This window comes from Corynebacterium guaraldiae, from assembly GCF_053480195.1.
The window spans coordinates 53,023-79,647 of sequence record NZ_JBRBAU010000008.1 but is presented as its reverse complement, the minus strand read 5'-3'; the positions used below and the strand labels follow the sequence as shown (position 1 = coordinate 79,647).

Genomic DNA, 26,625 nt, shown 5'->3' with positions numbered 1-26,625 from the left:
CGAAAGCGAAGATAAATTCACCCGAGGATGCCGGCGCCCATTGTCGCTTTGAGATCACCCATGAGATTGCTGGAGCGCTCCACGCGCAAGTGATCACCAAGGACCATCATGGTGGACTCTTCGCCGTCGACAAGCGTGAGGTACACATCCGACTCGCCCTTGTTGTTGACCAGGACCTGCTTGAGGCGCGCAATGTTGTCCATCGTGCACTGATCCGTGCGCATGGTCAGGCGCAGCGGCAGGCCGGCACCGTTGCCTGGGCCAAGATCAGGGATGCGGATATCGGAGCAGAACAGGGACATGCGCTCATCGCGGATCTTCACCTGCACCTTGGCCAGGATGATGTTATCTTCCGCGATCTGCGCGGCCACCAACGAATACACCTGGTTAAACACGAGGATGTCCACCTGTGCACCGTTGTGGTCCTCCATGCTGACGATGGCCCAGGGCGAGCCATCACGCTTGGAAAAGCGCCTGTCAACACCCGAGATGATGCCGCCAATCACCAGCTCTTGGCCATTGCCCACCTCACCGTTGAGAATCTTCGTAATCGGGGTATCGGTCTGCGCGTTGAGGGCTTCCTCGAATCCGTCGAGCGGGTGGCCGGAGACATACAGGCCCAGCATTTCCCTCTCCAGGGCCAGCTCGTGCTTGCGGTCCCAGTTCTCGTCCGGAATATCGATGGCGAAGGCGGAAGCGGACTCGCCTTGCCCTTCCTCCCCACCAAAGCCGGCGAAGAGATCGAATTGACCCTTGTCGGCTGCCTTCTTCGTCGTCTGCACCGAATCCACGGCATCTTCGTGGATGAGCATGAGTCCCTTACGCGGATGACCCAAAGAATCGAAGGCACCGGCCTTGATCAGGGATTCGGTGACGCGCTTCGAGCAGGCCGCCAGCTCGATTTTGTCCAGGTAGTCGGAGAAGGACGCATAGGCGCCTTTCTCCCGCCTAGTCTTCACGATGGAATCCACCACGTCCCCACCAACGTTGCGGATAGCGCCCATGCCGAAGCGGATATCATCGCCCACGGCCTGAAAGGTCTCCACCGATTCGTTGACATCCGGGGAAAGCACACGGATGCCCAGGTGGCGGCAGTCGGCAAGGTAGATGGCGGACTTATCCTTTTTGTCACCCACCGAGGTCAACAGCGCAGCCATGTATTCCGGCGCATAGTAGGCCTTGAGGTAGGCCGTCCAGAAGGACACCAGACCGTAGCCTGCGGCGTGGGACTTGTTAAACGCATAGGAGGCGAAGGGCTCGATGGTGCCCCACAGAGCGTCCATCGCTTCCTTGGAGTAGCCGTTGTCCTTCATGCCGCCCCAGAACTTGTCGTACTGTTGCGCCAAGACTTCGGGCTTCTTCTTACCCATGGCTTTACGGAAGCCGTCTGCCTCGCCGGCGGTGTAGTTTGCCACCTTCTGCGAGATACGCATGATCTGCTCCTGGTACACGATGAGACCGTACGTCTCATCGAGGATTTCCTTGAGCGGCTCCTCCAGTTCGGGGTGGATCGGAGTGATTTCCTTGCGCCCATTCTTGCGGTCCGCATAATCCCAGTGCGCGTTCACGCCCATCGGGCCCGGGCGGTAGAGCGCCAGCGAGGCCACGATGTCCTTAAAGCCCGTCGGTTTCATGCGTTTGAGCAGCTCCTGCATGCCGCCGGAGTCCAGCTGGAACACGCCCAGGGTATCGCCGCGCGAGAGCAGGTCATAGACTTTCGAGGCTTTCGGGTCGTCGGCGTGGAGGTCTTCGAGGTGGACTTCCTCACCGCGGTTCTTCTTGATGTTCTCCAGGCAGTCACCGATCACGGTGAGGTTGCGCAGGCCCAGGAAGTCCATCTTCAGCAGGCCGATGGCCTCGCAGGCCGGGTAGTCCCAGCCGGTGATGTAGGCGCCGTCGGCTGGGCGCTTCCACATCGGAATGTGGTCCATGAGGCGCACCGAGGCCATAATCACGGCACATGCGTGCACGCCGGCTTGGCGAACCACGCCCTCAAGGCCACGGGCGGTCTCGTAGATCTTCTTGACGTCCGGGTCGGTCTCAATCATCTGACGGACCTCGGTCGCCTCCGAATAGCGCTCGTGCTCTGGGTCCATGATGCCGGCGAGCGGGATGTCCTTGGCCATGATGGCGGGCGGCAGCGCGCCGTTAATGCGGTCGGCCATCTGGAAACCAGGTTGGCCAAAGTGGACCTTCGCGGAGTCCTTAATAGCCTGCTTCGTCTTCACGGTGCCGAAGGTGATCACCTGCGCCACCTTGTCCTCGCCCCACCTCTCGGCGGCGTAGGTAATCATCTCGCCGCGGCGGCGATCATCGAAGTCGATATCGATATCCGGCGCGGAGGGGCGCTCCGGGTTCAAGAATCGCTCGAAGAGGAGATCGTGCTCGATGGGGTCAATGTTGGTAATCGTCAGCGCGTAGGCCACGAGTGCACCGGCCGCCGAACCACGTCCCGGACCAACGCGAATGCCGATGGACCGCGCGTGCTTGATGAGCTCGGCCACGATGAGGAAGTAGGAAGGGTAGCCCTTCATATCGATGACGCTGATCTCGTATTCAGCACGGTCGATGTACTCCTGCGGAACATCTCCACCGGGGAAGCGATCCTTGAGTCCTTCCATAACCTCATGGGTCAGCCAGGAGGTTGGGGTGTGGCCTTCGGGGACGTCGGCAATCGGCATGCGGTCGTGGGTATGTTCCTCCCAGATCTTGCCGTAGTCTTGCACGCGCTCCGCAATCCACAGAGTATTATCGCAAGCCTCCGGCACCATATGATCCCACAGCTCACGCATCTGGGCGGCAGATTTGATGTAATAGCCGGTGCCGTCGAACTTGAAGCGGTCCGGATCCATAAAGGTCTTGCCGGTTTGCACACAGAGCATCGCCTCGTGCGCGGGGGCTTGGGTTTCCAGCACGTAGTGGCAGTCATTGGTCACCAGCGGCGGCAGGTCCAGCTTGCGGCCGATCTCCAACAGGCCATCGCGCGTGCGCTTCTCGATGTCCAGCCCATGGTCCATGAGCTCCAAGAAGAAGTTGTCCTTGCCGTAGATGTCTTGCCACATAGCGGCGGCCTCTAGCGCCTCATTGAACTGGCCCAGGCGCAGGCGGGTCTGCACGTCACCCGACGGGCAGCCGGTGGTGGCGATGATGCCCTCGGCGTGCTCGGCAATCAGCTCCGCGTCCATGCGCGGCCACTTGCCCAATTGGCCTTCATAGGAGGCCAGGGAGGACAGCGTGAACAGGTTGCGCAGGCCGGTCTCATTTTCCGCCAGCATGGTCTGGTGCAGGTAGGCACCGGAAGCGGAGACGTCATCGCGCTTTTGGTCCGGGGTTCCCCACAGCACGCGCTTCTTGTTGAAGCGTGACTCGGGCGCGAGATAGGCCTCGATGCCGATGATGGGCTTCACCCCGGCGCTCGTCATCCTTTGGTAGAAGGCGTTGGAGCCATACATGTTGCCGTGGTCTGTCATGCCGACGGCAGGCATTCCTTGGCGAACCACCTCATCCGCCAACATATCCACCTTGGCCATGCCATCCAGCATGGAGAACTCGGTGTGGTTGTGCAGGTGGACGAAGGAGGAGTTTTTGGCCATGCGGCTCATCTTAGCGGGGACGTCAAACTTCGCTCGTACGTCCTCGTTAAGGTACATTTTCTTAAATGTTCTACACCATTGCTGCCTATCTCATGTGGGGTTTCTTCCCGGCGTTTTTCCCGCTGCTGCGCCCCGCCAGCCCTTTCGAGATCTTGGCCCACCGCATCGTGTGGACCGCGGTTCTTGTCACCGCAATGCTCTTGGTAACCGGCGGCTGGCGCGAGTTACGCGCGTTCAGCTTGCGCACCTGGGGGTGGATGCTCGCCTGCGGCGTGGCCATCACCATCAACTGGGGAACCTACGTCATCGCCATCAACAGCGACCACGTGGCCGATGCCGCACTTGGCTACTTCATCAACCCGCTCGTCTCCGTGGCCCTAGGAATCATCTTTCTCAAGGAAAAGCTGACGAAGGCGCAGGTGGCGTCGGTCAGCATCGCCTTCATCGCCGTGTTGTGGCTAACCTTCATGACCGGTCAGGCCCCCTACTACTCACTGGCCCTAGCCTTCAGCTTCGGTATCTACGGCCTGCTTAAAAAGCGCATCACGGTCTCCTCCATGGGGTCGGTCGCCGCGGAAACGATTGTCATGCTCCCCTTCGCGCTCATCTATCTGGGCTACCTGCAGGCACAGGGCGAATCCACCTTCACTACCGAAGGCCCCGGGCACATCGCGCTGCTGATTACCTCCGGCCTCGTCACCGCCCTACCGCTGCTGTGTTTCGCGCAGGGTGCTAAGCACCTGCGCCTGTCTACCCTCGGCATGCTGCAGTACATGACCCCCATCATGCAGATGCTGTGGGCGCTGTTCGTGACCCAGGAGCACATGTCCACCGAACGCTGGATTGGCTTTGCCATCATCTGGGTTGCGGTGATCATCTACCTTGCAGACTTGGTGCGCATGGGCCGCGCTTCTCGACGCCGCGCCCGCCTCCACCCCGCCGACGCATCACGCGCCACCGCAGAGGGCTAGCGGCGCTTCAGCTCCTCGCGCGCTTGCTTAGCCTGGGCGCGCCGGGCGGATTCCTCGCGCGCGTTCAGCGCCCACCGCGGCATGAGGACGGCCATGGCGATGCAGTAGATGGCCACCACGATGAGAATGCCGAGGGCGAGCTTGTCCGCGCCCCAGATCCCTTGCGCGATGGCAGCCCCGGAGGCGATGAACGCGCCCGCCCACATCAAGAGGTAAGCAAAGCGGTAGTTCGGCGGCCACGTAGAGGTGTTCGGAAACAAACGCATGTCTTCTCCTTGACTGTTTTAGCGGTTCTCGTTCTGTCCGACGTTAGCGGGCGGGCGCACGCCGAAGGATCCCCAGGCGGCATCGTCGGGGGCAACCTCGATCGTCTCGACCCGCGGGTCGGCGGCGAGGGCGCGCAGTTGGGTGCCCGCAGAATAGACCACCACCGCATCAACGTGCGTGGGGACTTCCTCGCCCATGCCACCGGCTTGCTCATCCACGCGGGCGAACACCGCCTCGATGACGTCGGCGCGCTCGGCTCCTGCGACGGGTTCGGGAACAGCGATAGGAGCGGCCAGCCCAATCACGATGGCATCCATCCGCTGGATTGGTTGCAGAGCCTCAGAGACGTCGTGCGGACTCAGCGGCTTATTAAAACCCACCAGCGCATAGGCTGGCTTATCCGCCTGCGCTAGCGAGGCCTCCGCGCGCTCGCGGTATTCGGCGGCAGTCTCGGTTCCATCCGGGCCCAGCTGGTCTCCCTGCAACGCCGAGCGAGGCTGCGTGCCAAGCAGACCGAAAAGGACAATCACCACCAGCGCCAGCACGGCCAGCAGCACCAACGCCGCGGCACGGCGGCGCCGGTAGATGCGCTGGCGCGTGCTCCGCTGCGGGCTCATCCGCGCAATACCTCCACGGCGTGCTTCAGATCGTCCGGGTAGGGTGCGGTGCATTCAAACCACTTGCCAGTTCCGGGGTGGGTAAAACCGAGCTCGACCGCGTGCAACCACTGGCGGTTAAGCCCCACGCGCTTCGCCAGGTTCGGATCACAGCCATACATCGGGTCGCCCACGCAGGGATGCCCGGTGGCGGACATGTGCACGCGGATCTGGTGGGTGCGGCCGGTCTCCAGGTGGACTTCGAGGAGGCTGGCCTCGCGGAAGGCCTCGAGCAGCGTGTAGTGCGTCACCGCCGGCTTGCCGTCATCAATGACCCCAAACTTCCACCCCGCGGAAGGATGGCGCCCGATAGGCGCATCAATGGTGCCGACGATGGGATCGGGCAGGCCTTGGACCACGGCGTGATAGGTCTTTTTCACGGTGCGCTCGCGGAAGGCGTTCTTGAGCTGCGAGTAGGCCCGCTCACTAGCGGCTACCACCATGACGCCTGAGGTTCCCACGTCGAGGCGGTGGACGATGCCCTTGCGTTCGGTAGGGCCGGCGTCGGCAAGCGCATAGCCCGCCGCCCGCAGCCCGCCGATGACGGTGGGGCCATCCCAGCCCAAAGTCGGGTGCGCGGCCACGCCCACGGGCTTGAACACGCAGATGACATCCTCGTCCGCGTAGAGGACATCCATGCCCTCCACCAGCTCTTCCTTAGGAATGAGCGGCTCCTCGGGCGCTGGCATCATGACGTCGATCCAGCCACCGGCGCTTAAGCGCTCGGACTTGCCCACGGCCGCACCGTCGATTTCCACATCACCCGCCGTGCACAGCTGGGCCACGCGGGCGCGGGAAATGCCCAGGAGCTTGGCCAAGGCGGCATCCACGCGCATGCCATCGAGCCCTTCGGGCACCGGCAACCTACGGCTTTCGCGCATTACTCTCCCCCTGTTTCCTTTTCTTCAGCTTTCTCATGCATCTCCGCCCAAAACATCGCAATGATGAAGACTACGACTCCACAGGTAATGGCCGCATCCGCGATATTGAAAACAGCGAAGCTGCCCACGGAGATGTAATCCACCACGTGGCCGAACCAAAACCCTGGCTCGCGCACGAGGCGGTCGATGAGGTTGCCCAGAGCGCCGCCGGCGATCATCGCCAGCCCGATGGCCTGCCACTTGTCATGAATGCGCGGGGCGGCGATTGCTACACCAACAACGAAGGCGAGTTGGATAGTGGTAAACAGCCACGTCGAGCCTTCCCCTCCCATAGAGAAGGCGGCGCCGGGGTTAAAGAGAAGGTAGAAGCGGAACCAGTCACCGATTACCGGTAGGGCTTCGCCTTCCGTGAGGATGGACAGCATCAGTGCCTTCACGGCTTGGTCGACGGCGGCCACACCGAGCACCACCGCAACCATCACTCCGATATAACTCCTTGCTTTCACTCGTTCCATTCTAAACAGGCTCATCCGGTAATTTGGAATGCGTGTTTCGTGTGAGAGCTCTAGCAGTCCTGTCCGCCACCGTCTTGGGAGTCAGCGGCGCGCTCGCCGGCTGTTCCTATTCCCAGCCGGCCAAGCCAGTAGAGGAGCCAGTGGGCTTAGGCCTCGATGCCCCGCGCGTCACCCTCCTAGAACCCGGTGACGACGCAAGCCGCGTTGTGGCTTATAAGGATCTCGATGCCACTCAGGAGCTGACCTATGAGGTCGCCACGGGTTTTGACCAGCAATTGCGCAAGGACGGTAGCTCGGCTCCTTCGCCAGCGACCAAGGACAAGGTCACCCTTCCGCTACAGGCCTCGGTGGAGGCTGCCACCGAGAATGTTGAGGGCCAGTTGCCGGCCAGCCGCAACGCCTTCGTTACCGTGGGCAAACCTGCGGCCGAAGGCGCGGACGTCTCCTCCGCCGAGGGCTTCCAGTTTGGGTGGCGCGGCACGGATAGCGGGCAAATGAACTCGCTGCGCCTTGCCGCCCCGCAGGCCGCAACCGACGAGGCCCGCAGCACTGTGGAGCGCGCCATCACCAGCCTGACCTCGCTGCCCATCGTCTTCCCGGATGAGGAAATTGGCTCCGGCGCTCAGTGGGTCGTGGAATCGCGCGTTACCGGCGAGTCCACGCTGCTGCAAACCACGACCTATACCTTGGACAAGCTCGACGGGGATATCGCCACGCTCAACGTCGAGGTTGAGCAGCGGCCGTCCCTGGGCGCGCTCTCCTTCGACGGCGCTGACGCCCCCGAGGAGCTGCGGGGCAAAGAGCTCAAGGTCATGGACACCACGTCGACGTCGAAGGGCACGGTCACCGTTGATCTGACCAAACCGCTTCCCACCGCCGGCGATGTCTCCGTGACTACTGCCATTTCTTATGGTGCGGACAGCTCCGATCTTCGCGTGGTGCAAACCAGCGCCACCGATATGACGTTCACCACCGACTAGTCCGCTGCGCGCCGAGCCTGCCCCGCATCAGGCAACCGCGCGCCGACCTTCGGACAGCGCAGCGCCCGCCACCCACTGGCTCTCAATCCAGTGTGGTGGCGGGCGCTGAAGCTTGAATCCCAGTCTTACTGAGCCGGGGCGTCGGCCGGGGCCTCTGCGCCTTCTGCCGGAGCGTCGGCAGGAGCTTCGGCACCTTCTGCCGGGGCGTCGGCAGGCGCCTCTGCGCCTTCCGGTACGGAATCAGCACACATCTCCGGCACCTCTTCCGGCGGGACGATGTTGGTGACCAGGACACAGGCCCACGTCTTGGACAGCTTCCACGTGCCGCCCTCGTTGATGAACTCCACCTGGTCGGCGGTCTGCTGCTGGCCGTCCGGGGTGTTGATGTGGACGGTCGCCAGCGCGGAATCCGGCACGAGGCCCGGGATGACCGGGGCCACGACCTCGAAGGTGGCGCCGGACTCGGCCTGGGACTGCGACATGACGTCGAAAAGCTCCGGCGCCGTCTCACTACCCTGGACCAGCTGGACCTTCTCTTCCTGTGGAAGGTTCGGGTCGGCGGCCTTGGTCAGGATCTCATTGAGCTGCTCCACGGTCGGCATCTCGGTGGAGGCCACCTGCGAGGCAGAGGTTTCGTCCGAAGGCTTAGCGGCGGTACTGTTCTCGGTGTCTGCATCCTCGGAAGACGAGCAGGCTGCCAGGGCAGTCGCGGCGCCCAAGGCCACAACGGCGGCGCTCAGCTTGAAGGATTTCACAAATACTCCTCACGTAGGGGATCGTGGTTTATCCCTTTTACTTTAGCGTCCACGACCGCCGCCCTGGGGTTCCCGCGCAGGTGCGTGCCTGTAGTAGCCTGCTGTCATGACTTTCGCCCTCATCGCCACCGGTGGCACCATCGCCTGCACGACGATCCGTGACGGATCCTTGGTCCCCACCGTCAGTGGGCAACAGCTAGCCCAATTCCTCGGCGCTGAAGGCGGAACGCACGACATTGAGGTGGTGGAATTCCGCGCGCTGGATTCCAGCTCGATTACTTTGGCAGACCTCGACGAGCTGCTGTTGTGCGTTCACCAACAACTCGCGCGCCCGGAGATTGATGGCGTCCTCGTCACACACGGCACCGATTCCATGGAGGAAACCGCGCTGGCGTTATCCCTCTTCGACCTCGGTGAGGGACCCATCGTGCTCACTGGCGCGCAGCGCGCCTTCGACCACCCGGCCGGTGATGGCCCGCGCAACCTGCGCGATTCCTATGAGCTCCTGTGTTCCGGAAAGGCCGGCGTGTGGGTGCAATTCGGCGGCAAGACCATTCCCGGACGCGGCGCACGCAAGTGGCATACTTCGCAGCTCAACGGCTTTGAGGAGCTACCGGTGGGTGACTCCGCTCTGGCGCCGTTGCCGCTCTCCCCCATGGCGCAACACCCCGTTGAAATCATCGCCGCCTACCCGGGTGCCGGCGCCGCGCTTGTCGACGCCTCCCTCAACCACACCCATGGCCTCGTCATCGAAGCCATGGGCTCGGGGAACATGGGTGAAGAGATGGGAGCTGGGGTTGCCCGCGCGCTGCAAGCGGGCGTGCCCGTGGTGATTAGCACCCGCACGCCCTACGGAACTACCAAGCTGGCCTATGGCGGCGCAGGTGGCGGTGCCACCTTGGGCGAGATGGGTGCGGTAGCCTCCGGTGGATTCCGAGCCGGCCAAGCCCGCATTATGCTCGCCGCGGCACTCGCTACCGACACACCGGTGGCAGAGATGTTTAGCACTGCCCCCTCCGCCACTGCTTATACCGCGGGCTAGCTATCCTCGCGTGGCGGTTCCTCCCCAGCGGTGTCAATCTCGGGCCCATCGGCCTCGGTGGCGTCGCCTGGCAGCGCCCCCTCCCAGGCCAGTGAGTCCAATGGATCGGCCGGGTGGAGGTCTTCATCCTCAGCCGCGAAAGAGCGCACAAACCCCGGGCCCGTAGCGCGAGTTTCAAAGCGCACGCTGACCACCCCGTGGCCGGCGCCTTGAATCCAGCCGTGGCCAAACTCGGAGTGGTAGACGTCCTGGGTAGCGTGCCAGCGGCGCATCGAATCCGATTCCGCTTCTCCCAGCGATTCCGACTCTACTCCGGGCTCCGTCTCCGTTTCCGGCGCGCCGGGCAGGTGGTCGCTGACGCCAGTCTCGTAATCCGTATCCGGAGCTGGACGCACGACCTCGCGGTCGAGCTCAGGAAATAGCACGTCTTGGCGGGCCTCCTCCAAACCCGAGTAGCTCACCCCGACCAGCCTGATGGGCCCGAGCTCCTCCGGGTAGCGCGCCAAACTCAAGGCCTTAGCCTCGAGGACCTTCAGGTCATCCGTGGCATAGGGCAACGTGGCCGAGCGGGATTCGATGTGGAAATCCGCCATCCGCAGCTTCACCGTCACCGTGCGCGCGCCGCGGCCGTCCTTGAGCAGGCGGGAATGCGCGCCCTGCGCCGCGCGGATTAGTGCCGCATCCACCTCCGCCGCCGTGCGAAGGTCCGTGGGGTAGGTGAACTCGGTGGAGATTTGTTTGGCAATCGCGCGCGGGGCAACCGGGCGCTCATCAATCCCTTGGGCGAGCTCCCACAGCTGCACGCCCACCACGTTCCCCAGTGAGATCTCGACTTCCTTGCGGCTCATCGCCGCCAGCTGGCCGATAGTCTCCACGCCGATAGCTGCGAGCTTCTGCTGGGTGACTGGGCCCGCTCCCCAAAGCTTGCCCACCGGCAGCGGGTGGATGAGCTCATCGAAGCGCTCCTGGGGCACGATAAAAGTCCCGTCCGGTTTGGCCTCCCCTGACGCAATCTTCGCGCTTTGCTTTCCTGCACCGGCGCCAATGGAGCTGGGAAGGCCCGTCTCGGCTCGAATCACTCGGCGCAGATTCTCCGACCACTCACGGACTTCGGTGGGCGTGGCTCCGGCGAGTGCGGCCGGTTCCATGAAGGCCTCGTCGATGGAGAGCTGTTCGATGACCCCCGCATGCTGCGCAATAATTCCAAATACCCGGCGCGAGGCCGCCACATACACCGCCCGGCGCGGCTGCACCACCACGGCTTTATACCCCACGAGCTGCTGCGCGCGGAACATGGGCATTGCGGAATGAGCTCCATATGCGCGGGCCTCATAGGAAGCACCGGCGACGACGCCGCGTCCGCTCGTTCCTCCCACCAGCACAGGCCGGCCGCGCAAGGTAGGGCGGGTGAGCTGCTCCACCGACGCAAAGAACGCGTCCATGTCGATGTGAAGAACCCAGCGTTGCATGTGCTCCAGTTTAAACACCGCGTATCCGTCACCCATTATTCATGTTTCTTTACCACCTTCGTAACCCCAACGCCCCCATCCGCTTACTTTACCGCCCTAACCTTTTTCGCCGTGACTTCTCAACTCTCGCCCCAACAACCCGCCTCCCAGGCCCACGTGGTCGTTACCGGCATTAAGCGCGAGTTCGCGGACAACACTGGTCTCCATGCCACTGACCTCGTCATTAACTCCGGCGAGTTCATCTCCATCCTCGGCCCCTCCGGTTGCGGTAAGTCCACGCTTCTGCGCTGCATCGCAGGCCTGGAAACCCCTGATACTGGAACCATTACCTTCTCCGATAAAGAAGTGTTCGGCCCACACACGAACGTTCCCGTTAATAAGCGCAACCTGTCCATGGTGTTTCAAGATCTGGCGCTGTGGCCGCACATGACTGTGGAGAAAAACATCGAGTTTCCCCTTACCACCGCGGGTAACAAGCTGTCTTCTGTGGAACGCACAGAACGTGTGCGCGCGTGCATGGACATGGTCGGAATTACCCCGAAGGCACAAGCTCGCCCCAATCAACTCTCCGGTGGCCAGCAGCAGCGCGTAGCCATCGCCCGCGCGCTTGTGTCCAACCCGCAGTTGCTCCTAATGGATGAGCCACTCTCTGCGCTCGATGCTGCCCTGCGTGTTCAGATACGTGCCGAGCTCACTGCCTTGGTCCACGACTTAGGACTCACGGTCATCTACGTCACCCACGATCAATCCGAGGCTCTGTCCATGTCGGACCGCGTCGTCGTCATGAAGGACGGCGTCATCGAACAGTTCGCCGATCCTGTCACCCTCTACGACTCCCCTGCCACCCCCTTCGTCGGTGGCTTCGTGGGTACTATGAACCGCCGCGCTGGGCTTCCCGACGTCCGCCCGGAAAACCTCACCGTCCTTGACGCGGAGGAAGACATCGGGTCTTTCCCGCACCACGTGGACGGAATCGTCCGCACCGCTCAGTACATCGGCGGACGCTACGAGCTGCACTGCGATGTCGAAGGCGCTGACGAGCCTTGGGTGGCTTACAGCCGCTCTCGAGTCGATCGTGGTTCGACGGTACGTCTTGCGTACTAGTCACATCCGTTTTCTACTTTAAGGATTCTCCATGCTGTATAAGAAACTTTCTCTCGCCCTCGCTGCCGCCGCTCTGGCTCTGGCTGGCTGCGGTTCTGTTGATTCCGCTGACTCCACCGACGCATCCTCCGCCGACAACACCGGTGCTGAAACCAGCGCCGAGGCCTGGGAAGCCCCGGAGGGACTGTCCGGCGAGCTGGACTACTACTCCGCGAACCCGCAGGGCCTTACCGACGCCCTCGTCGAAGCCTTCGAGGAAAAGACCGATGTCAAGGTCAACGTCTTCGCCGACACCACCGGCAAGATCACCGCCAAGCTCAAGGCGGAAGAGGCTAACCCGCAGGCAGACGTGGTCTACTTGGCTTCTTGGTCCGCTGCTTCCAAGCAGGACAAGGCCGGCGCTCTGGCGGAGTACACCCCGGAAGGTGCTGACAAGATCACTTCCAGCTGGGTATCCAAGAACGGCACATTCACCGGCCGCGATGGCTCCGCCTTGGCACTGGTGACCAACACCAACGTGGTGGACTCCGCTCCTCAGGACTGGGAGGACCTCGCTGACGAAAAATACAAGGATCAGGTCATTATGCCGGATCCGCGCGAGTCCGGCACCGCCGCTGACCTCATTGCCGCCATGGTGGATCAGTGGGGCGAGGACAAGACCTGGGAGCTCTTTGACAAACTCTTCGACAACGGCATGATTGTCCAGGGCGCTAACGGTCCGGCCCTGGACCAGGTCACCTCCGGTTCTCGAGGCATCGTCATGGGTGGTGTGGACTACTCCGCATACTCCGCTCAGGCCAAGGGAGAGCCGCTTGAGGTTGTTATCCCCTCCTCCGGCACTACCGTCACCCCGCGACCGGTCATGATCCTCAAGACCACCGACAACAAGGACGCTGCCGAAGCTTTTGTCGACTTCATGTTCTCCGATGAAGCACAGGAGATTTCTGCTTCCAAGAACATGATCCCGGCCAACACCGAGATCACCCCGAAGAACGGCCCGAAGCTGGAGGAGATTGAAACCCTCAACGAGGATCTCGATGGCATCGCCTCCTCCTCCAAGGACATCAAGGAAAAGTTCGCTGAGCGCTACCTGAAGTAGCCTCTACTATCTCACCACGGAGCAACCCCGCCTTATGAGCACCACTATCCGCAGCCCTCAGCGCACCCTTGGCATTTATGCAGTACTCTTCGTGCTGTTCGTGCTTGTCGCTGCGCCATTGGTATCGGTGCTCATCAGCGCTGTGGTGGGGTATCGCGATGAGCCTTCTTCTCTCCACAAGATTGTGGAGCCGGGAATGGGAGAGGTGCTGCTCAATACGGTCGTCCTCTCCCTCCTCGTGGTGGTCTTTTCTACTCTGTTCGCCGCCCCGCTAGCTTTCCTGCGCGCGTGGACGTCTTTTTCTAAAGCGAACTGGATAGAAATCGCCATCATGATTCCTTTCATGACCCCGCCTTTTGCCGCAGCAATGGCGTGGATGGATTTCACCCGCCGCGGTGGAGTCTCCGAATTGCTCTTCGGGCATACCGTCGGCAAGCTCGCGCATGACGCCATTTACTCGGTTCCTGGCATGGCTTTCATCATGGCGTGCGAGCTCTTCCCCTTCCTCTATCTCATCCTGCGCAACTGTCTGACCTCAATTCCTGCATCCTCTCTGGAAATGGCTCAAGTCGCAGGCGCCAGCCGGTGGCAACAGATTAGTCGCATCATCCTCCCCACCGTCGTGGGCCCCTATTCACTGGGCGCACTGATCATTTTCATCAAGGCTGCCGGCGAGTTCGGCACCCCAGTTACCTTGGGAAACGCCATCGGTTTCACGGTCCTCGTCTCCTCCATCTACCAAGACGTCACCATCGACCCGTTGAGTTTCTCCGATGCAGCAGCCTCCTCATCGGTGTTGTTTGCACTTGGTGTGGGCGCATGGGCATTCCAGCAATGGGTCTCGCGGCGCGACCTTACCGGTGGTGGACGAGTATCCCGCCAAGTCTCGCTCCGCATCGGCACCGCAGGCAAGGTCCTTGGCAGCTTAGTTGCTTTCCTCATCATCGCCTGCTCGGTGCTCATCCCGTATATTTCCATCACCCTGGCAGCCATGACCATTCTGCGATCCGCGCCCCCAACGCCTCAAAACCTCACCTTCGACTATTTCGCCATCGTCCTGCAGATGCCTTCCGCTCAAGAAGCTTTGCTGCGTTCCATCGCCCTCGGTGCAATTGGCGCCACAACGGCGGTCATCCTCGGCATCGCGGTCACCTTGCTCACCCAGCGAACCAGGCAGATCAGCGCCCGTGTTGTCGACTTCCTTGCTGTAGCACCGGATACCGTCCCCGGAATCGTTCTCGCCATTGGCTTCATTCTCCTATGGAACGCTCCCTGGCTGCCATGGACACCTTATGGCTCCATGATCATCCTCGTCATGGCTTTTACTGTTCTCTTCCTGCCGATGGCGGTGCAGAACATCAAGACCTCCGCTGGCGCGGTTTCCCCTTCGGTCTACGAGGCAGCCGCCGTGTCCGGTGCCTCCGCCTCCCACACGTTGCGCAGCATCACCTTGCCGCTGCTTGCCCCGGGTATCTTTGCCGGTTGGCTGCTGGCGTTCTTTGTGGGCTTCCGCGAGCTCGTCATGTCCTCCCTGATCCGCCCGAGCCAGCTCAATCTCCTTGCGCCGTGGATCATGAACCAATTTGACCAGGGCCACCGCGCTGAAGCCATGGCTATGACGCTCATCGGTGTAGGAACCTCCACTGTCGTGCTAGTCCTAATCACTTGGTGGCAAGGAAGGAGGGCGCGTGGCTAGTATCCTCATTTTCGCGGACCTTCACCTTGGCCGCCCCGACGCGCCAGGCATGGAGTGGGTGCTAAACGTACTGGAGGTCACGACTGCGGATGCATGTATCTGCCTCGGTGACATCATTGACCGCAAAGCCGACGCAGCCACCTACGTACCCCAAGCACAGAAAGTCATGGCTCGCGCATGCGAGCTTTTCAGCGACGTCCATTTCATCTCCGGGAATCACGACGTCCACCACGAACTCAGTCTCTCTTCGCCTGTAACGGTTCATTCCGCCGACGTTCACTCCTTTCACTGCGCCGGCGCTACCGTTGTCACCGCCGCGGTAGCTGCCGATCCCGATCCCCGCACACTCACCTTTCCAACGCGCCAGAGCAACGAGCCGCATCTGGGATTACTGCACTCATCAGTGACCGGTGAATTCTCTAAAGGCATATGCTTGCCCACGACACCCGAACAGCTACAGGCCTGTGGCTTCGACGCATGGATTCTTGGCCACGTCCACACTCCACAAGTGCTTCAGGACAATCCCTTTATCGGTTGGGTCGGTATGGGAGAGGCAGTGCTTTACGACGTCCCCACTTCCTCCCTCACTCGCCTCTAACACATCTCCTACCTGACCACACGCGCCGCTCAGAGAACTAGCTCTCACTTGCCCACCGCGTGATCAATGTCTCACGAATTGGCGTTTGCGCTAGACCGAGAGCACCGCATGCATGCATCATGTATACATGCAAAAAGACAAGGTACCCGCCGCGGAACGGGCCTACGATCACCTCAAGCGCCGCATCATCGATGACGACATCGATGACTCGGAGATGCTCTCCGAAGCCGCCCTTGCCGCCGAGCTGGGAATGAGTAGAACCCCGGTGCGCGAGGCTTTCCTCCGTTTGGAGGTGGAGGGCTTCTTGAAGCTCTACCCCAAGCGCGGTGCGCTGGTCGTACCGATTAGCCCCCGCGAAATCCGTGAGGTCTACGAGGCGCGCCTCCTCGTGGATGAGAACTCTGCCCGCCATATTTGCGGACTGTCCGCAGAGGAGCGCAGTCTCATCGCCGATGTCCTCGTCGCCACCATCGATGAGCAAAAGGCCGCCCTAGACGCTGGCGATCTGGGCACCTATACCCAACTGGATGCGAAGTTCCACCAAACCATCATGGACAACGGCGGCAACCGCCTCCTCGCCCACCTCGGCCACACCTTGCGCGAGCGCCAACAGCGCTTTACCGCAACTGCCATCGGCCGCAGCGTCGAGAAGGCACGCGGCTTCGTGGCCCAGCACGCCTTGCTCGCCGACGCCCTCCGCACCGGCGACATCGACACCTACCTGACCGAACTCCATTCCCACCTCAACTCCTCAAGGAAGCAACTGTGACTGTCTCTGCGCATTCGAACCCGCTTGTCGAGGCGCCTACTCCCCAACCCGACGCCCCCACAGACGCCGACACCACCGAAAGCACTGAAAGCGCTGCCTCCCCAGGCTCGCCCAGCCGCTCCGCCGAAGCGCCGCTGCCTAAGCGCGCGTGGTTCCCCGTCGCCGGTGCCATGATCGCGGTTGCTTGGGGCGGAAATGAATTCACCCCGCTGCTGGTGATGTACCGCGAGACCTCGAATTTTTCCCAGGTGACGGTCAACGGGCTCTTAGCCGCCTACGTGGTTGGCATCATCCCCGCACTGCTCATCGGTGGCCCGCTGTCCGATCTGCTCGGCCGCCGCCCACTGCTGCTCCCCGCGGCACCGCTGTCCTTGGTGGGATCTTTCTTGCTCTCCATCGCCCCCAACGAACCACTCATCATCGCGTTGGGACGCGTCTTGTGCGGTATGGCATTAGGCCTAGTCATGGCGGTGGGTTCAACGTGGATTACGGAGCTCATCACGAGCGCCGGCGGCGACCCAGCGTCCGGCGCTCGTAAGGCTTCGTTGTGTTTGACCGCCGGCTTCCTCGTCGGCGCGGGTATCGCTTCGGTGCTGGCCCAGTGGGGGCCATGGCCGACTCACACGGCCTATATCCTCCACATGCTGCTCACGCTGTTGACTGCCGCGTGGATCCTGCATACGCCTGAGACCCGCCAGCCCAGCCGAGGCGATGTCAAGACCACCATCCTGGAGCTCAGGGTGCGTGACATGCTGGAGATGCTCCACATCCCCGCCGCTGCGCACAAGCGTTTCCTGCGTGTCGTCGTGCCCGTGGCCCCCTGGGTCTTTGGCTGCGCGGGAGCGGCCTATGCGCTCCTTCCACAGCTGCTATCCGAATCCGCTGGAAACGCCCCCATCGCTTTCTCCGGCCTGATGACCGTCATCACCCTGGGCTGCGGCGTGGCCGTCCAGATGCTGGGCCGCCTGGTTGATACCCACAAGTCCGCGCGAGCCTCGGCCCTGTCGATGTTCGTCATCACCGTCGGCGCAATCCTCGGGGCGTTTGCTGCTCACTCGCTGTCCCTGCCGCTCGGCATCGCAGCCGCCGCCACAATGGGCGCGGGATACGGTTTGGCGCTGGTCGCTGGATTGTCCGAGGTCCAGCGCATCGCGGGCGAGCGAGAGCTCGCCGGCTTGACCGCCGTGTACTACTCCATTTCTTACACTGGCTTCTTCATCCCGATGGCCTTTAGCGCGCTTGCGCCCTATATCGGCTTCACGGCGTTGTTCAGCATCGGCAGCTTCTTGGCGCTGGTGTGCCTCATCAACGTCATCCTTGCGTGGCGCGCACACCTGCCCGGAACCCGCCGCTAGCGCACACACCCCGTCATCGCGGCCCCCTCCGGGCCGCCCCTGCGCCACCAGTGCGCAGATGCTCAAAGCTCCGCCTCCCCACTCGAGGGAAGCGGAGCTTTTCGCTGCGGATTTAGGCCTTGGCCACGGTAGCCGTCACGCCCTTGAGGACATCATGGATGTTCTGTCCATCGCTTGGCTCGAGAGCCTGGGTCGTCACAGTGAAGTCGACAGCAAGCACCTCCGCCGCGATGTGTTCGCGGTGGTGATGAGCCCACTCTTCCTTCTCCGCGGGAACGGAGAGAACCACGGTGATGCGGTCAGTCACCACGAAATCCTCGGCCTTACGCGCATCCTGCAAACCGCGGATGACGTCCGCAGCCCAGCCCTCTGCCTCGAGCTCCTCCGTCACCTCGGTATCCACGGCGACAAGGCCATCGAGCCCTTCCACGCGAGCCGTCGACTTCGCATTCGCCGCCTTGAGGCGCTCGGTGTACTCGTCCGGGGATAGGCGGATATCGCCGTCGACCACAACGTCCTCGCCCTCGCGCACGTAGTTGCCCGCCTTGAGGTTCTTGATAGCTCGCTGAACATCCTTGCCCAAGCGCGGACCGGCTACCTTGGCGTTGCACACGACCTCGAAGGTGCCCACCGCGTCGACATCGTCGGTAAGCTCAACGTCCTTAACGTTGACCTCATCCCGGATGATGTCCTTGAAATCCGCCAGGCGCGCCGAATCCTTCATCGCCACCGTCAGCTTCGGCAGCGGCAGGCGGTTGCGCAGCTTGTTGGACTTACGCACCGAGGACGCCGCGGAGGCCACCGCGCGGGTGGCATCCATGGCGGTCACGAGGGCATCGTCAGCCGGGTAATCCTCGGCCTTCGGGTAGGAAGCCAAATGCACGGAGCGCTCACCGGTCAGGCCACGGTAGATGACCTCAGCCACGTGCGGCAGCAGCGGCGCGACCACGCGGGAGACCGTCTCCAGGACCGTGTAGAGCGTATTGAAGGCCTCCGGATGGGTTTCCTCGCCCTCCCAGAAGCGGTCACGGGAGCGGCGCACGTACCAGTTGGTCAGCGCATCCGCGAAGAGGCGGACCTCCTCCGTTGCCGAAGCAATATCGGTATTCGCCAGCGCGTCGTTGGTGTTCTTCACCAAGTCATGGGTCTTGGCCAAGATGTAGCGGTCCAGCACGTTGGTGGAGCTCACGTCGAACTTTGCGTCCTGGGAGGCGTAGAGCTGCAGGAAGGTGTACGAGTTCCAGATCGGCAGGATGGCCTGGCGCACGCCCTCGCGGATGCCCTGCTCGGTGACGATGAGGTTGCCGCCACGCAAGATCGGCGAAGACATGAGGAACCAGCGCATCGCATCCGAGCCATCGCGGTCGAAGACCTCATTCACATTCGGATAGTTGCCCTTGGACTTCGACATCTTCAGGCCATCATTGCCCAACACGATGCCGTGGGCGACAACCTTCTTGAACGCCGGGCGGTCGAACAGGGCGGTGGACAACACGTGCAGGAGGTAGAACCAGCCGCGCGTTTGGCCGGAATACTCCACGATGAAGTCCGCCGGGGAATGCGTCTCAAACCATTCCTTGTTCTCAAACGGGTAGTGCTTCTGAGCGAACGGCATCGAGCCGGACTCAAACCAGCAATCCAGCACGTCCGGCACGCGGCGCATCGTGGACTTGCCCGTCGGATCATCCGGGTTCGGACGAGTCAGCTCATCAATGTACGGGCGGTGCAGGCTCGTCGGACGCACGCCAAAGTCACGCTCCAGCTCATCCAGCGAGCCATAGACATCGACGCGCGGGTACTCCGGGTTATCGGAGATCCACGCCGGGATCGGAGCGCCCCAGTAGCGGGTGCGGGAGATGTTCCAGTCGCGAGCACCCTCCAGCCACTTGCCGAACTGACCATCGCGGATGTGCTCCGGCAGCCACTCGATCTCATTGTGGTTGAGCTCGACCATGCGGTCACGGAACTCCGTCACCTTGACGAACCATGCAGGCAGCGCCATGTAGATGAGCGGCTCGCCGGAGCGCCAGGAGTGCGGGTAGGAGTGCTCGATGGTCACGTGGCGCACCACGCGGCCAGCGGCCTTGAGGTCCTTGATGATGGCCTTGTTGGCATCGAAGACGAGCTGGCCCTCATACGGCGGTACCTGGGAGGTGAACTTACCGTCCTCATCCACCGGGATGACCAGGCCCACTCCGTACTTCTGGCAGGTGAGCATATCGTCCTCACCGAAGGCCGGGGCCTGGTGGACCACGCCCGTGCCGTCCTCAGTGGTGACGTAGTCAGCAAGCAAGACCTGGTACGCATTCTCGACATCCGGGAAGAAGCCGAAGATGGGCTCGTACTTGAAGCCCTCCAGCTCCGCGCCCTTGAACGTCTTGAGGACTTCCACCTCACCCAGCTCCTTCGCCAGGGTGCCGGTGAGCGCCTCGGCCATGATGAAGGTGCGGCCAGCAAAGTCGCCCTCGGTGGCCTTGAACAGGACGTAATCAACCTCCGGGTGGACCGCCAAAGCCAGGTTGGACGGCAGGGTCCACGGGGTGGTGGTCCAGGCGAGGAAGGAGGCATCGGCAAGCTCGGCGTTCTCCGCCAACGTCTTCTCCGCCGCACTTCCCTCCACGGCACCAGCCACCGGGAACGTCACCGTCAGGGTCGGGTCCTGACGCATCTTGTAGGAGTCATCCAGGCGGGTCTCCTGGTTCGACAGGGAGGTGTGCTCCGCCCAGGAATACGGTAAAACCCTAAAGCCCTGGTAGATCAGGCCTTTGTCATAGAGCTCCTTGAACGCCCACATCACGGACTCCATGTACTCCAAGTCCATGGTCTTGTAGCCGTTCTCGAAATCCACCCAGCGAGCCTGGCGGTTGACATACTCTTCCCACTCATCGGTGTACTCGAGGACGGACTTGGCGCAGTACTCGTTGAACTTCTCCAGGCCCATCTCCTCGATCTGGCCCTTGTCGGTGATGCCGAGCTGCTTTTCTGCCTCCAGCTCCGCCGGCAAGCCGTGCGTATCCCAGCCAAAGACGCGCGGGACGTGATTGCCGGCCATGGTGCGGTAGCGCGGGACGATGTCCTTGACGTAACCGGTCAGCAGGTGGCCGTAGTGCGGCAGACCGTTGGCAAAGGGAGGGCCATCATAAAAGACATACTCGGGGCAGCCCTCTGTCTGCTTGAGGCTGGCTTTAAAGGTGTCGTCGGCCTTCCAGTACTTCTGGACTTCCTGCTCCATATCGGGGAAACGGGAAGACCCAGCAGTCATATCAACTTTGGGATAAACACTGCCGACGTTCGCGGGGTTATTACTCATCTAAAAATTCCTTCACTCGTTCGCTGTGACGGGGACGCGCCGTACGGCTCGCGGTACCACCCCGCTTGGGCGCCGAGGCGCCCCGCTTCGTTGATGTGAAGGAGATGACGGTCCCTACCCGCCCGGTTCTAATAATGCGACGCTCACGCGCCTCACGTTCTTCCGGAATGCTCCCCGGTGATAGCCGGCTCACTGCATATAGCTCCAAAGTATAACCGAGGGGTCAAGTTTTCACAGGCGCAGGTTCCCGTGAACCCCAAAATAGAAACGACAGTGCACAAAAGAGGTGCCTGAGAAACAGTTTTCCACAGGAACATTTTTTCTAATGCGCGCAGCTCAGAAGGTGTTTTATTCTCCACAGATATGAACGCGCTACAGACTTTCCTCAACGCACTCGGGGCCGGCATCGATGTCATCGCCGAGTGCGAAGGCATGTCTGAAGCAGACCTCATCGCCGCCGGTTCCCCAGACAAAACAGCCGCGCAGTTGGTGCGGATGCACACGAGCTTCTTTGGCAAGACCGCCATGACCAAGATGCAACGTGATGCGGTGAAGGCTGCGCGCCAGCGCGGCCACTCATTGCCCACTCTGGAAGTCATTGACCGCTATGCCCGCAAAGCCAAGACGCAGGCATTGGGCTGGAAGCTGCGCCTAGAGTTGTGTCGGACCAGCGCCGATACCCTCGCGATGGAAACACTGGCGAAGAAGAAGCTCAAGGAGCACTCGGCCCCGCCCGCACCGAAGGAGGGCGTGACCATTTACCGCCGCCGCAATGCACCGTGGACGATGGCAATCACAGGCCCCGCGCAAATGATTGCAGAGCTTAGCGACGCCGTCGACCGCGAACGTCCCCTCGAATCCATCCGCGAAGCCTTCTTCAAAGGCGCCGCCCCGCGCCGCGGTTTGCAAACCAATATCTTGGTCCCGCTGGATGCAATGACGAAGATTCTCAACGGCGACGGCGAGGAAATCACGCTGCAGATGACCAACGGCGCAACGATGACCGGCGCGGAATACCTCAACAAGGTCCTAGCCGAAGAGATCGACCTCGATGGCGCGCTCGCGACTCTCTTCCACCCCTATCACGGGCCGGTCAATCTCTACTATGAGGAGCGCTCCGCCAGCATCAAGCAACGCATCATGGCCATGGCCGAGTTCCCGGTCTGTGCTTGGGGCTCCTGCATGAAGCCCGCCGATGAATGCCAAGTTCACCATCTCATCGCGTGGAAGAACGGCGGGTATACCAACCAGGAAAACCTGGTGATGCTGTGCCCATATCACAATGGCGTGAACCAGGACGATCCGAACGCGCCACCGGGACGCGGCCGCATGGCCCGGGTCAACGGAACGGCCATGAGGACGTACGGTCCCCTCCCGCCGCCCACGCCTCTGCAAGCGCCTCCCGGGCTATTCGACGCCCTGGAAAGAGACGACTAGGAGCGACACAACTAGGAGTCTTCGCAAAAGCCCTCCACCCAGAACTACTCCTGGGGCGAGGGCTACTCGTCGTGCTTGCGGCGCAGTTTAATCACGGTATCTGCGATGAACAGGACAATGCCCACCCCCGCAGAAGCAAAGAGCAGGTACAGAGACCACTCAGCGGCGGAGAGGATGTAATTCACGAACGCCAAGAAAGCCACAAAGGCCAAAAGCAATGCACCAATAAGCATGCGCGCTCTCCTTCCCCGTCACTGCCTGAAAATCAATACCTACTGAGAATACATACCCACAGAAAAGAATAACGGCGCCCCCGCAGGGACGCCGCTGATTCAGTGATTAATTGTTGGACTTGCCGGCTTCACCGTTAGGAGCAGCGGTGCCGCGGGACTCCAGCTCCTCAAGCTGAGACTGCAGCAGCGTCTTGAGGCGAGTACGGTACTCGCGCTCGAAGGTGCGCAGCTCGGAGATGCGAGCCTCCAGAGCGGTCTGCTGCTGCTTGACCGTGTTCATGACCTCGGTGTGCTTCTTCTCGGCATCGGCCTGCAGCGCAGCTGCCTTCTCCTCTGCCTGGCGAATCTGCGCCTCGGCGCGGGACGTAGCGTCGGACTCAGTCTGCTTTGCCTTGTTCTCAGCGTCCGCCACCAGCTTCTTGGAGCGGGTATCGGCCTCCTGCAGCTGAGCTTCGTAGCGCTTCTGGGCGTCCGCGAGCTGGGCCTTGGAGTGGGAGTCAGCGTCGGCAAGCTGCTTCTCTGCCGCCCTGCGGGCCTCAGCCAGCATGGACTCGGAATCAGCCTTGGCCTCGCTGGTGAGACGGTCCGCCATCTCCTGAGCCAAGCCCAGCACGCGGGCTGCCTGCATGTGAGTATCCGGGGTAGCCAGGCCCTGTGCGTTGGACTGGGCAGCGCCCGCACCAACCACGGCAGCGGCGGAAGAGGCCGTGGTGGAGGCTGCGGAGTTCTTCTTTGCGGACTCCAGCTCCTTCTTCGTGTTCGCCAGTTCCTCCTTGGAAGCCTCGAGCTCGCGCTTGGCGGCGGCAGCTTCCTCGCGAGCTACCTTGAGCTCGGCGGAGTAGTCCTTTGCCTGAGCAGCCGGCGCCTGGGAAGACTGTGCCTGAGCAGCCTTTGCCTGCTCCTGCGCACGCTTCGTCTCTTCCTTGGCCTTGGCAATCTCATTCTTGGAGTCAGCCAGCTTTGCCTCGTACTCGGCGCGAAGCTTGGATTCAACTTCCTTGCGCACAGCGGCCTCGTCGACCTTAGCGGCAGTAGCGCCGCCAGCGGCGCCGGCCGAAGTCTGAGACTTCAGTTCCTCAACCTGGGCGTGGAGATCATCGTTCTCGTCCTGCAGCTGAGCAAGAGCATCCTCAACGAGGTCGAGGAACTGATCTACCTCATCCTCGTTGTAGCCACGCTTGCCAATTGGCGGCTTGCTGAAAGCGACGTTGTGTACATCAGCGGGTGACAGTGGCATTGACTTCTCTTCCCCTTACGAATCGGTCAAACCTCTAGAGGTTCCAGAGGCCGGGTACATATGCGGTTAATAATACGGATTTTGCTAACTCATTGTATCCGAATCAACACATTATCTAACGCTGGCACGAGTCTCAACGTTAACAGGAGGGTTTAATACACCCGTTAGTTACACAGCAAGTCCGCTGGGGCCGAAAAATAGCCACGAAATCAGTTGCGAAAGAATGGACAAAAGCAGGAACAAAACAATGATGGAAACGTCGAGCGCAACGCCTCCCAACTGCAGCGGAGGAATCACCTTTCGCAGCGCCTTAACCGGCGGGTCAGTGACTACGAAAAGCACCTCTGCAACCATCATGAACCAGCGGGGTGGATTGAATTGGCGCGAAAAAGATTGAATCATTTCGATGACGATTCGCGCTAACAAAATCCACGAGTAAAGACTCACGGCAACGAGGAGAATTGAACCTAAAGCATTCACAGTGCCCGAGCCTATCCGAACCACCCCCGCTAACGGTATTCCCCTACCCTCCGGTTCGCGCTCGGCGAACATGAACGGCTAATCGTCGGCTGAACTATCCCCGAACTCAGTTCGCCGCCGGCCTCATAAATACGAAACCGCCCCATCGCTTCCCCTCCCCTAAGCCAACACGGGAGAAAAGAAATCGATGAGGCGGTAGAACGCGACGTACTTAGCGCAGATGCGCTGCGCGCTCCAGCTCAACAGTGGAGATATCGGCACCCTTCGGCACGATGGCAAACACCTTACGGCTGGTGTCCACGCCCTTGGTCAGGTTCTTCATGCGGCCCTCCAGTGCAAAGCAGAGGCCAGCGGCAAAGTCAACGAAGCGCTTTGCGGAGCCACGGTCAGCGTCAGTGAGCTCGAAGACCACTGCGTCACCGTCGCGGAAAGGGCCACCAACCTTCGCTGCATCGTCGAAAGAGACGAGCGACAGCGCCACGATGGTCGGGACAAATTCCTCTTCCGGCTTCTCGTAGGAAGGTGCGTACGCCGGAGCGCTGTAGCTGCGCTCGTCAGCGTAGTAAGCATCGTCGGTGTCCATGTCCATCGGGCCCAGCCCGAAGAACTCTTTAGTCCTATCAATCAGTGACATTCTGGGTCTCCCTCTGACCTAGTGTGTGCTGTTCATTTGCTGTCTTGTAATGCACTTTTGCAATGTCAATTAACCTAGCGGGCGCGCTCCCATGATCCCGGTTCCGACACGCACGATATCCGTTCCAGATGCAATCGCCGCCTCCAAATCTGCGCTCATTCCGGCAGACATTTTTAAAGCCCGTCCGAGCTTCGCCGCGACCTCGTCGGTCAGCGCCCTTACCCGAGCGAATACCTCCGCAGGCTCGCTCTCCAGCGGAGGAACCACCATGAATCCCTGCAGCTGCACATTCTCCAGCTCTTCAACGACATCCACCAGAGCGGGGACATCCTCCAGCGGGCATCCGCCGCGTGCGGTATCGCCATCGGCGGAAACCTGAATAAATGCCGGAAGGGCGTCCTCGCGTTGCCCGCGTTCTTGGGCAAGCGCCACTCCTCGGTCCAGCGCCCGGGCAAGCTTTTCTGAGTCAAGGGAGTGCACGCTGTGCGCCCAGCGGGCGACGTGGTTCGCCTTTTTGGTTTGGATCTGGCCGATCATGTGGAAGCGAATCTCGGGCAGCGCCTCTGCTTTGGCGCGCGCCTCCTGCTCGCGGTTTTCTGCCACATCCGTAATTCCCAGCTCCCCCAGCAGCGCGATGTCCTCTGCCGGGTGAAATTTCGTCACCGGCAGCAGCTGTGGCACGGGACGGTCATACGAGGCGGCAAAACGTCGAATCTCAGCGCGGGTGCGCTCCAGTCCGGCCCGTAGTTCTTCGCGACGCTCAGCGGGGTCCTTGCTAGTCATTTAATCCTCCAACCAAATCACACCGGCTTGACGCCCGGTGACGCCCTCGCGGCGATAAGAAAAGAAATCAGTGTCTTCGATCGTGCAGCGTGGATCCGACTCAATGGCCGTAACCCCCATCCCCATCAGCTGGCGAATCAGGCCGGCGCGCACGTCAACTCCCCACGTACCAGACGAGGTGCGAGTCTTGGAGCCGGGCAGATGCTTCTCGACGTCGTCCGCCATCTCCTCCGGCACCTCATAATTGCGCCCAGAAGCAGCAGGCCCCATAAGTACCTGGATCGACGCGGGGGTCGCCCCCAGCTCAACCATTGCGTTCACGGTGTTCCGGACGATTCCGTTGCGTGCGCCAAGGCGCCCGGCGTGGGCGGCGGCGATGACGCCCACGGAGACGTCGACAAGCAGCACCGGCGTGCAATCAGCAACGAGCACGCCTAGCCCCAAGCGCTTTTCGGTGGTTACGACGGCATCGGTGGCGGGGACGGGTTCGCGGACACCGCGGCGTTCGGCCCCCACCACCGTGACCGTGTTGGTGTGGAGCTGTTCCATCCACACGATGTCTTCTAGACCAGTCACCCGCAGAAGCCGCTGGCGATTGGCGGTCACGGCCTCGGGCTCATCACCAACGTGATCGCCCAAGTTGAAAGAGTTATAAGGGGACGACGACGCCCCGCCGGCACGGCTGGTGAAAACCATGCGGACGGGGCGTTGTGCTACGTGTGCTTCCTCGTTTACTGGCATGCACTCCAGAGTAGCGGGCT

The 26,625-nt window shown here is 61.6% G+C and carries 24 protein-coding genes; 10 read left to right on the top strand and 14 right to left on the bottom strand.

All coding sequences use genetic code 11. The annotated features are described in order from the left end of the window. Positions 1–17: 17 nt before the first annotated feature. On the bottom strand, positions 18–3,593 hold the full coding sequence (gene dnaE, locus ACUY3D_RS07795) for a DNA polymerase III subunit alpha (protein WP_154761809.1): 3,576 nt from the start codon (positions 3,591–3,593) through the stop codon (positions 18–20). 65 nt (positions 3,594–3,658) lie between these two features. Between dnaE and rarD the strand changes: the two genes are divergently transcribed. Beyond that, positions 3,659–4,564 (top strand): EamA family transporter RarD, encoded by a 906-nt coding sequence (gene rarD / locus ACUY3D_RS07790; RefSeq protein ID WP_070519904.1) that lies wholly within the window; start codon positions 3,659–3,661, stop codon positions 4,562–4,564. Here the strand turns inward: rarD and ACUY3D_RS07785 are convergent. The 4 genes from ACUY3D_RS07785 to lspA are packed head-to-tail and all read right to left on the bottom strand — an operon-like array spanning position 4,561 to position 6,883. Further along, positions 4,561–4,830, bottom strand: a complete 270-nt coding sequence (locus tag ACUY3D_RS07785) for a type II secretion system protein (RefSeq protein WP_070519902.1) — start codon at positions 4,828–4,830, stop codon at positions 4,561–4,563. The genes rarD and ACUY3D_RS07785 overlap by 4 nt on opposite strands. Positions 4,831–4,848: 18 nt before the next feature. Next, complete coding sequence (locus tag ACUY3D_RS07780; RefSeq protein WP_448240800.1) at positions 4,849–5,448, bottom strand: hypothetical protein; 600 nt, start codon at positions 5,446–5,448, stop codon at positions 4,849–4,851. Continuing rightward, positions 5,445–6,368: an RluA family pseudouridine synthase gene (locus tag ACUY3D_RS07775; protein ID WP_046647986.1), complete on the bottom strand. Its 924-nt coding sequence runs from the start codon at positions 6,366–6,368 to the stop codon at positions 5,445–5,447. Before ACUY3D_RS07775 ends, ACUY3D_RS07780 begins: the two co-directional genes overlap by 4 nt. Then, a complete protein-coding gene (gene lspA / locus ACUY3D_RS07770; protein ID WP_070533290.1) occupies positions 6,368–6,883 on the bottom strand; it encodes a signal peptidase II in 516 nt (171 codons plus the stop codon). The genes ACUY3D_RS07775 and lspA overlap by 1 nt, the downstream gene beginning before the upstream one ends. A gap of 32 nt (positions 6,884–6,915) precedes the next feature. Here lspA and ACUY3D_RS07765 point away from each other — a divergent pair, with 32 nt between their 5' ends. Next, positions 6,916–7,863 (top strand): DUF6263 family protein, encoded by a 948-nt coding sequence (locus ACUY3D_RS07765; RefSeq protein ID WP_448240797.1) that lies wholly within the window; start codon positions 6,916–6,918, stop codon positions 7,861–7,863. Between the two features lie 125 nt (positions 7,864–7,988). Here the strand turns inward: ACUY3D_RS07765 and ACUY3D_RS07760 are convergent, their stop codons facing one another. After that, complete coding sequence (locus ACUY3D_RS07760) at positions 7,989–8,618, bottom strand: WKL family lipoprotein (RefSeq protein WP_448240796.1); 630 nt, start codon at positions 8,616–8,618, stop codon at positions 7,989–7,991. A 106-nt stretch (positions 8,619–8,724) separates the two neighbouring features. Between ACUY3D_RS07760 and ACUY3D_RS07755 the strand changes: the two genes are divergently transcribed. Further along, a complete protein-coding gene (locus ACUY3D_RS07755; protein ID WP_448240794.1) occupies positions 8,725–9,660 on the top strand; it encodes an asparaginase in 936 nt (311 codons plus the stop codon). Here the strand turns inward: ACUY3D_RS07755 and ACUY3D_RS07750 are convergent. Then, positions 9,657–11,129: a DNA polymerase IV gene (locus ACUY3D_RS07750; RefSeq protein WP_448240792.1), complete on the bottom strand. Its 1,473-nt coding sequence runs from the start codon at positions 11,127–11,129 to the stop codon at positions 9,657–9,659. The genes ACUY3D_RS07755 and ACUY3D_RS07750 overlap by 4 nt on opposite strands. 111 nt (positions 11,130–11,240) lie before the next feature. On the opposite strand from ACUY3D_RS07750, the gene ACUY3D_RS07745 reads away from it, so the two are divergent. The 6 genes from ACUY3D_RS07745 to ACUY3D_RS07720 all read left to right on the top strand — a co-directional run bounded on the left by ACUY3D_RS07745 (position 11,241) and on the right by ACUY3D_RS07720 (position 17,750). Beyond that, entirely contained in the window at positions 11,241–12,233 is a 993-nt protein-coding gene (locus ACUY3D_RS07745; RefSeq protein ID WP_144675260.1) for an ABC transporter ATP-binding protein, read from the top strand. A gap of 31 nt (positions 12,234–12,264) precedes the next feature. After that, positions 12,265–13,332 carry an ABC transporter substrate-binding protein gene (locus ACUY3D_RS07740; protein WP_448240791.1) on the top strand — a complete coding sequence of 356 codons (1,068 nt, stop codon included), beginning with the start codon at positions 12,265–12,267 and terminating at the stop codon, positions 13,330–13,332. Between the two features lie 34 nt (positions 13,333–13,366). Next, the gene (locus ACUY3D_RS07735) at positions 13,367–15,028 is read left to right on the top strand and encodes an ABC transporter permease (protein WP_284848306.1); all 1,662 of its coding nucleotides are present in this window, start codon (positions 13,367–13,369) and stop codon (positions 15,026–15,028) included. Next, complete coding sequence (locus ACUY3D_RS07730) at positions 15,021–15,626, top strand: metallophosphoesterase family protein (protein WP_083303797.1); 606 nt, start codon at positions 15,021–15,023, stop codon at positions 15,624–15,626. The genes ACUY3D_RS07735 and ACUY3D_RS07730 overlap by 8 nt, the downstream gene beginning before the upstream one ends. Positions 15,627–15,753: 127 nt before the next feature. Next, positions 15,754–16,395 carry a GntR family transcriptional regulator gene (locus ACUY3D_RS07725; protein WP_070519886.1) on the top strand — a complete coding sequence of 214 codons (642 nt, stop codon included), beginning with the start codon at positions 15,754–15,756 and terminating at the stop codon, positions 16,393–16,395. 170 nt (positions 16,396–16,565) lie between these two features. Then, positions 16,566–17,750, top strand: a complete 1,185-nt coding sequence (locus tag ACUY3D_RS07720; protein WP_448240823.1) for an MFS transporter — start codon at positions 16,566–16,568, stop codon at positions 17,748–17,750. Positions 17,751–17,862: 112 nt separating this feature from the next. On the opposite strand, the gene ileS is transcribed toward ACUY3D_RS07720, so the two are convergent. Further along, the gene (ileS, locus tag ACUY3D_RS07715) at positions 17,863–21,060 is read right to left on the bottom strand and encodes an isoleucine--tRNA ligase (RefSeq protein WP_448240790.1); all 3,198 of its coding nucleotides are present in this window, start codon (positions 21,058–21,060) and stop codon (positions 17,863–17,865) included. A 363-nt stretch (positions 21,061–21,423) separates the two neighbouring features. Between ileS and ACUY3D_RS07710 the strand changes: the two genes are divergently transcribed. Then, positions 21,424–22,497, top strand: a complete 1,074-nt coding sequence (locus tag ACUY3D_RS07710; protein WP_269948027.1) for an HNH endonuclease signature motif containing protein — start codon at positions 21,424–21,426, stop codon at positions 22,495–22,497. 62 nt (positions 22,498–22,559) lie between these two features. On the opposite strand, the gene ACUY3D_RS07705 is transcribed toward ACUY3D_RS07710, so the two are convergent. From ACUY3D_RS07705 to pgeF, 6 genes are all read right to left on the bottom strand, one after another. After that, positions 22,560–22,730 (bottom strand): hypothetical protein, encoded by a 171-nt coding sequence (locus tag ACUY3D_RS07705; RefSeq protein WP_168162406.1) that lies wholly within the window; start codon positions 22,728–22,730, stop codon positions 22,560–22,562. 106 nt (positions 22,731–22,836) lie between these two features. Next, a complete protein-coding gene (locus ACUY3D_RS07700; protein ID WP_269948026.1) occupies positions 22,837–23,967 on the bottom strand; it encodes a DivIVA domain-containing protein in 1,131 nt (376 codons plus the stop codon). Positions 23,968–24,135: 168 nt separating this feature from the next. Beyond that, on the bottom strand, positions 24,136–24,447 hold the full coding sequence (locus tag ACUY3D_RS07695) for a YggT family protein (protein WP_070520150.1): 312 nt from the start codon (positions 24,445–24,447) through the stop codon (positions 24,136–24,138). A gap of 211 nt (positions 24,448–24,658) precedes the next feature. Next, a complete protein-coding gene (locus tag ACUY3D_RS07690; RefSeq protein ID WP_070519876.1) occupies positions 24,659–25,081 on the bottom strand; it encodes a cell division protein SepF in 423 nt (140 codons plus the stop codon). A gap of 69 nt (positions 25,082–25,150) precedes the next feature. Next, on the bottom strand, positions 25,151–25,864 hold the full coding sequence (locus ACUY3D_RS07685) for a YggS family pyridoxal phosphate-dependent enzyme (RefSeq protein ID WP_448240787.1): 714 nt from the start codon (positions 25,862–25,864) through the stop codon (positions 25,151–25,153). Continuing rightward, a complete protein-coding gene (gene pgeF, locus ACUY3D_RS07680; RefSeq protein ID WP_448240785.1) occupies positions 25,865–26,605 on the bottom strand; it encodes a peptidoglycan editing factor PgeF in 741 nt (246 codons plus the stop codon). Positions 26,606–26,625 lie beyond the last annotated feature (20 nt).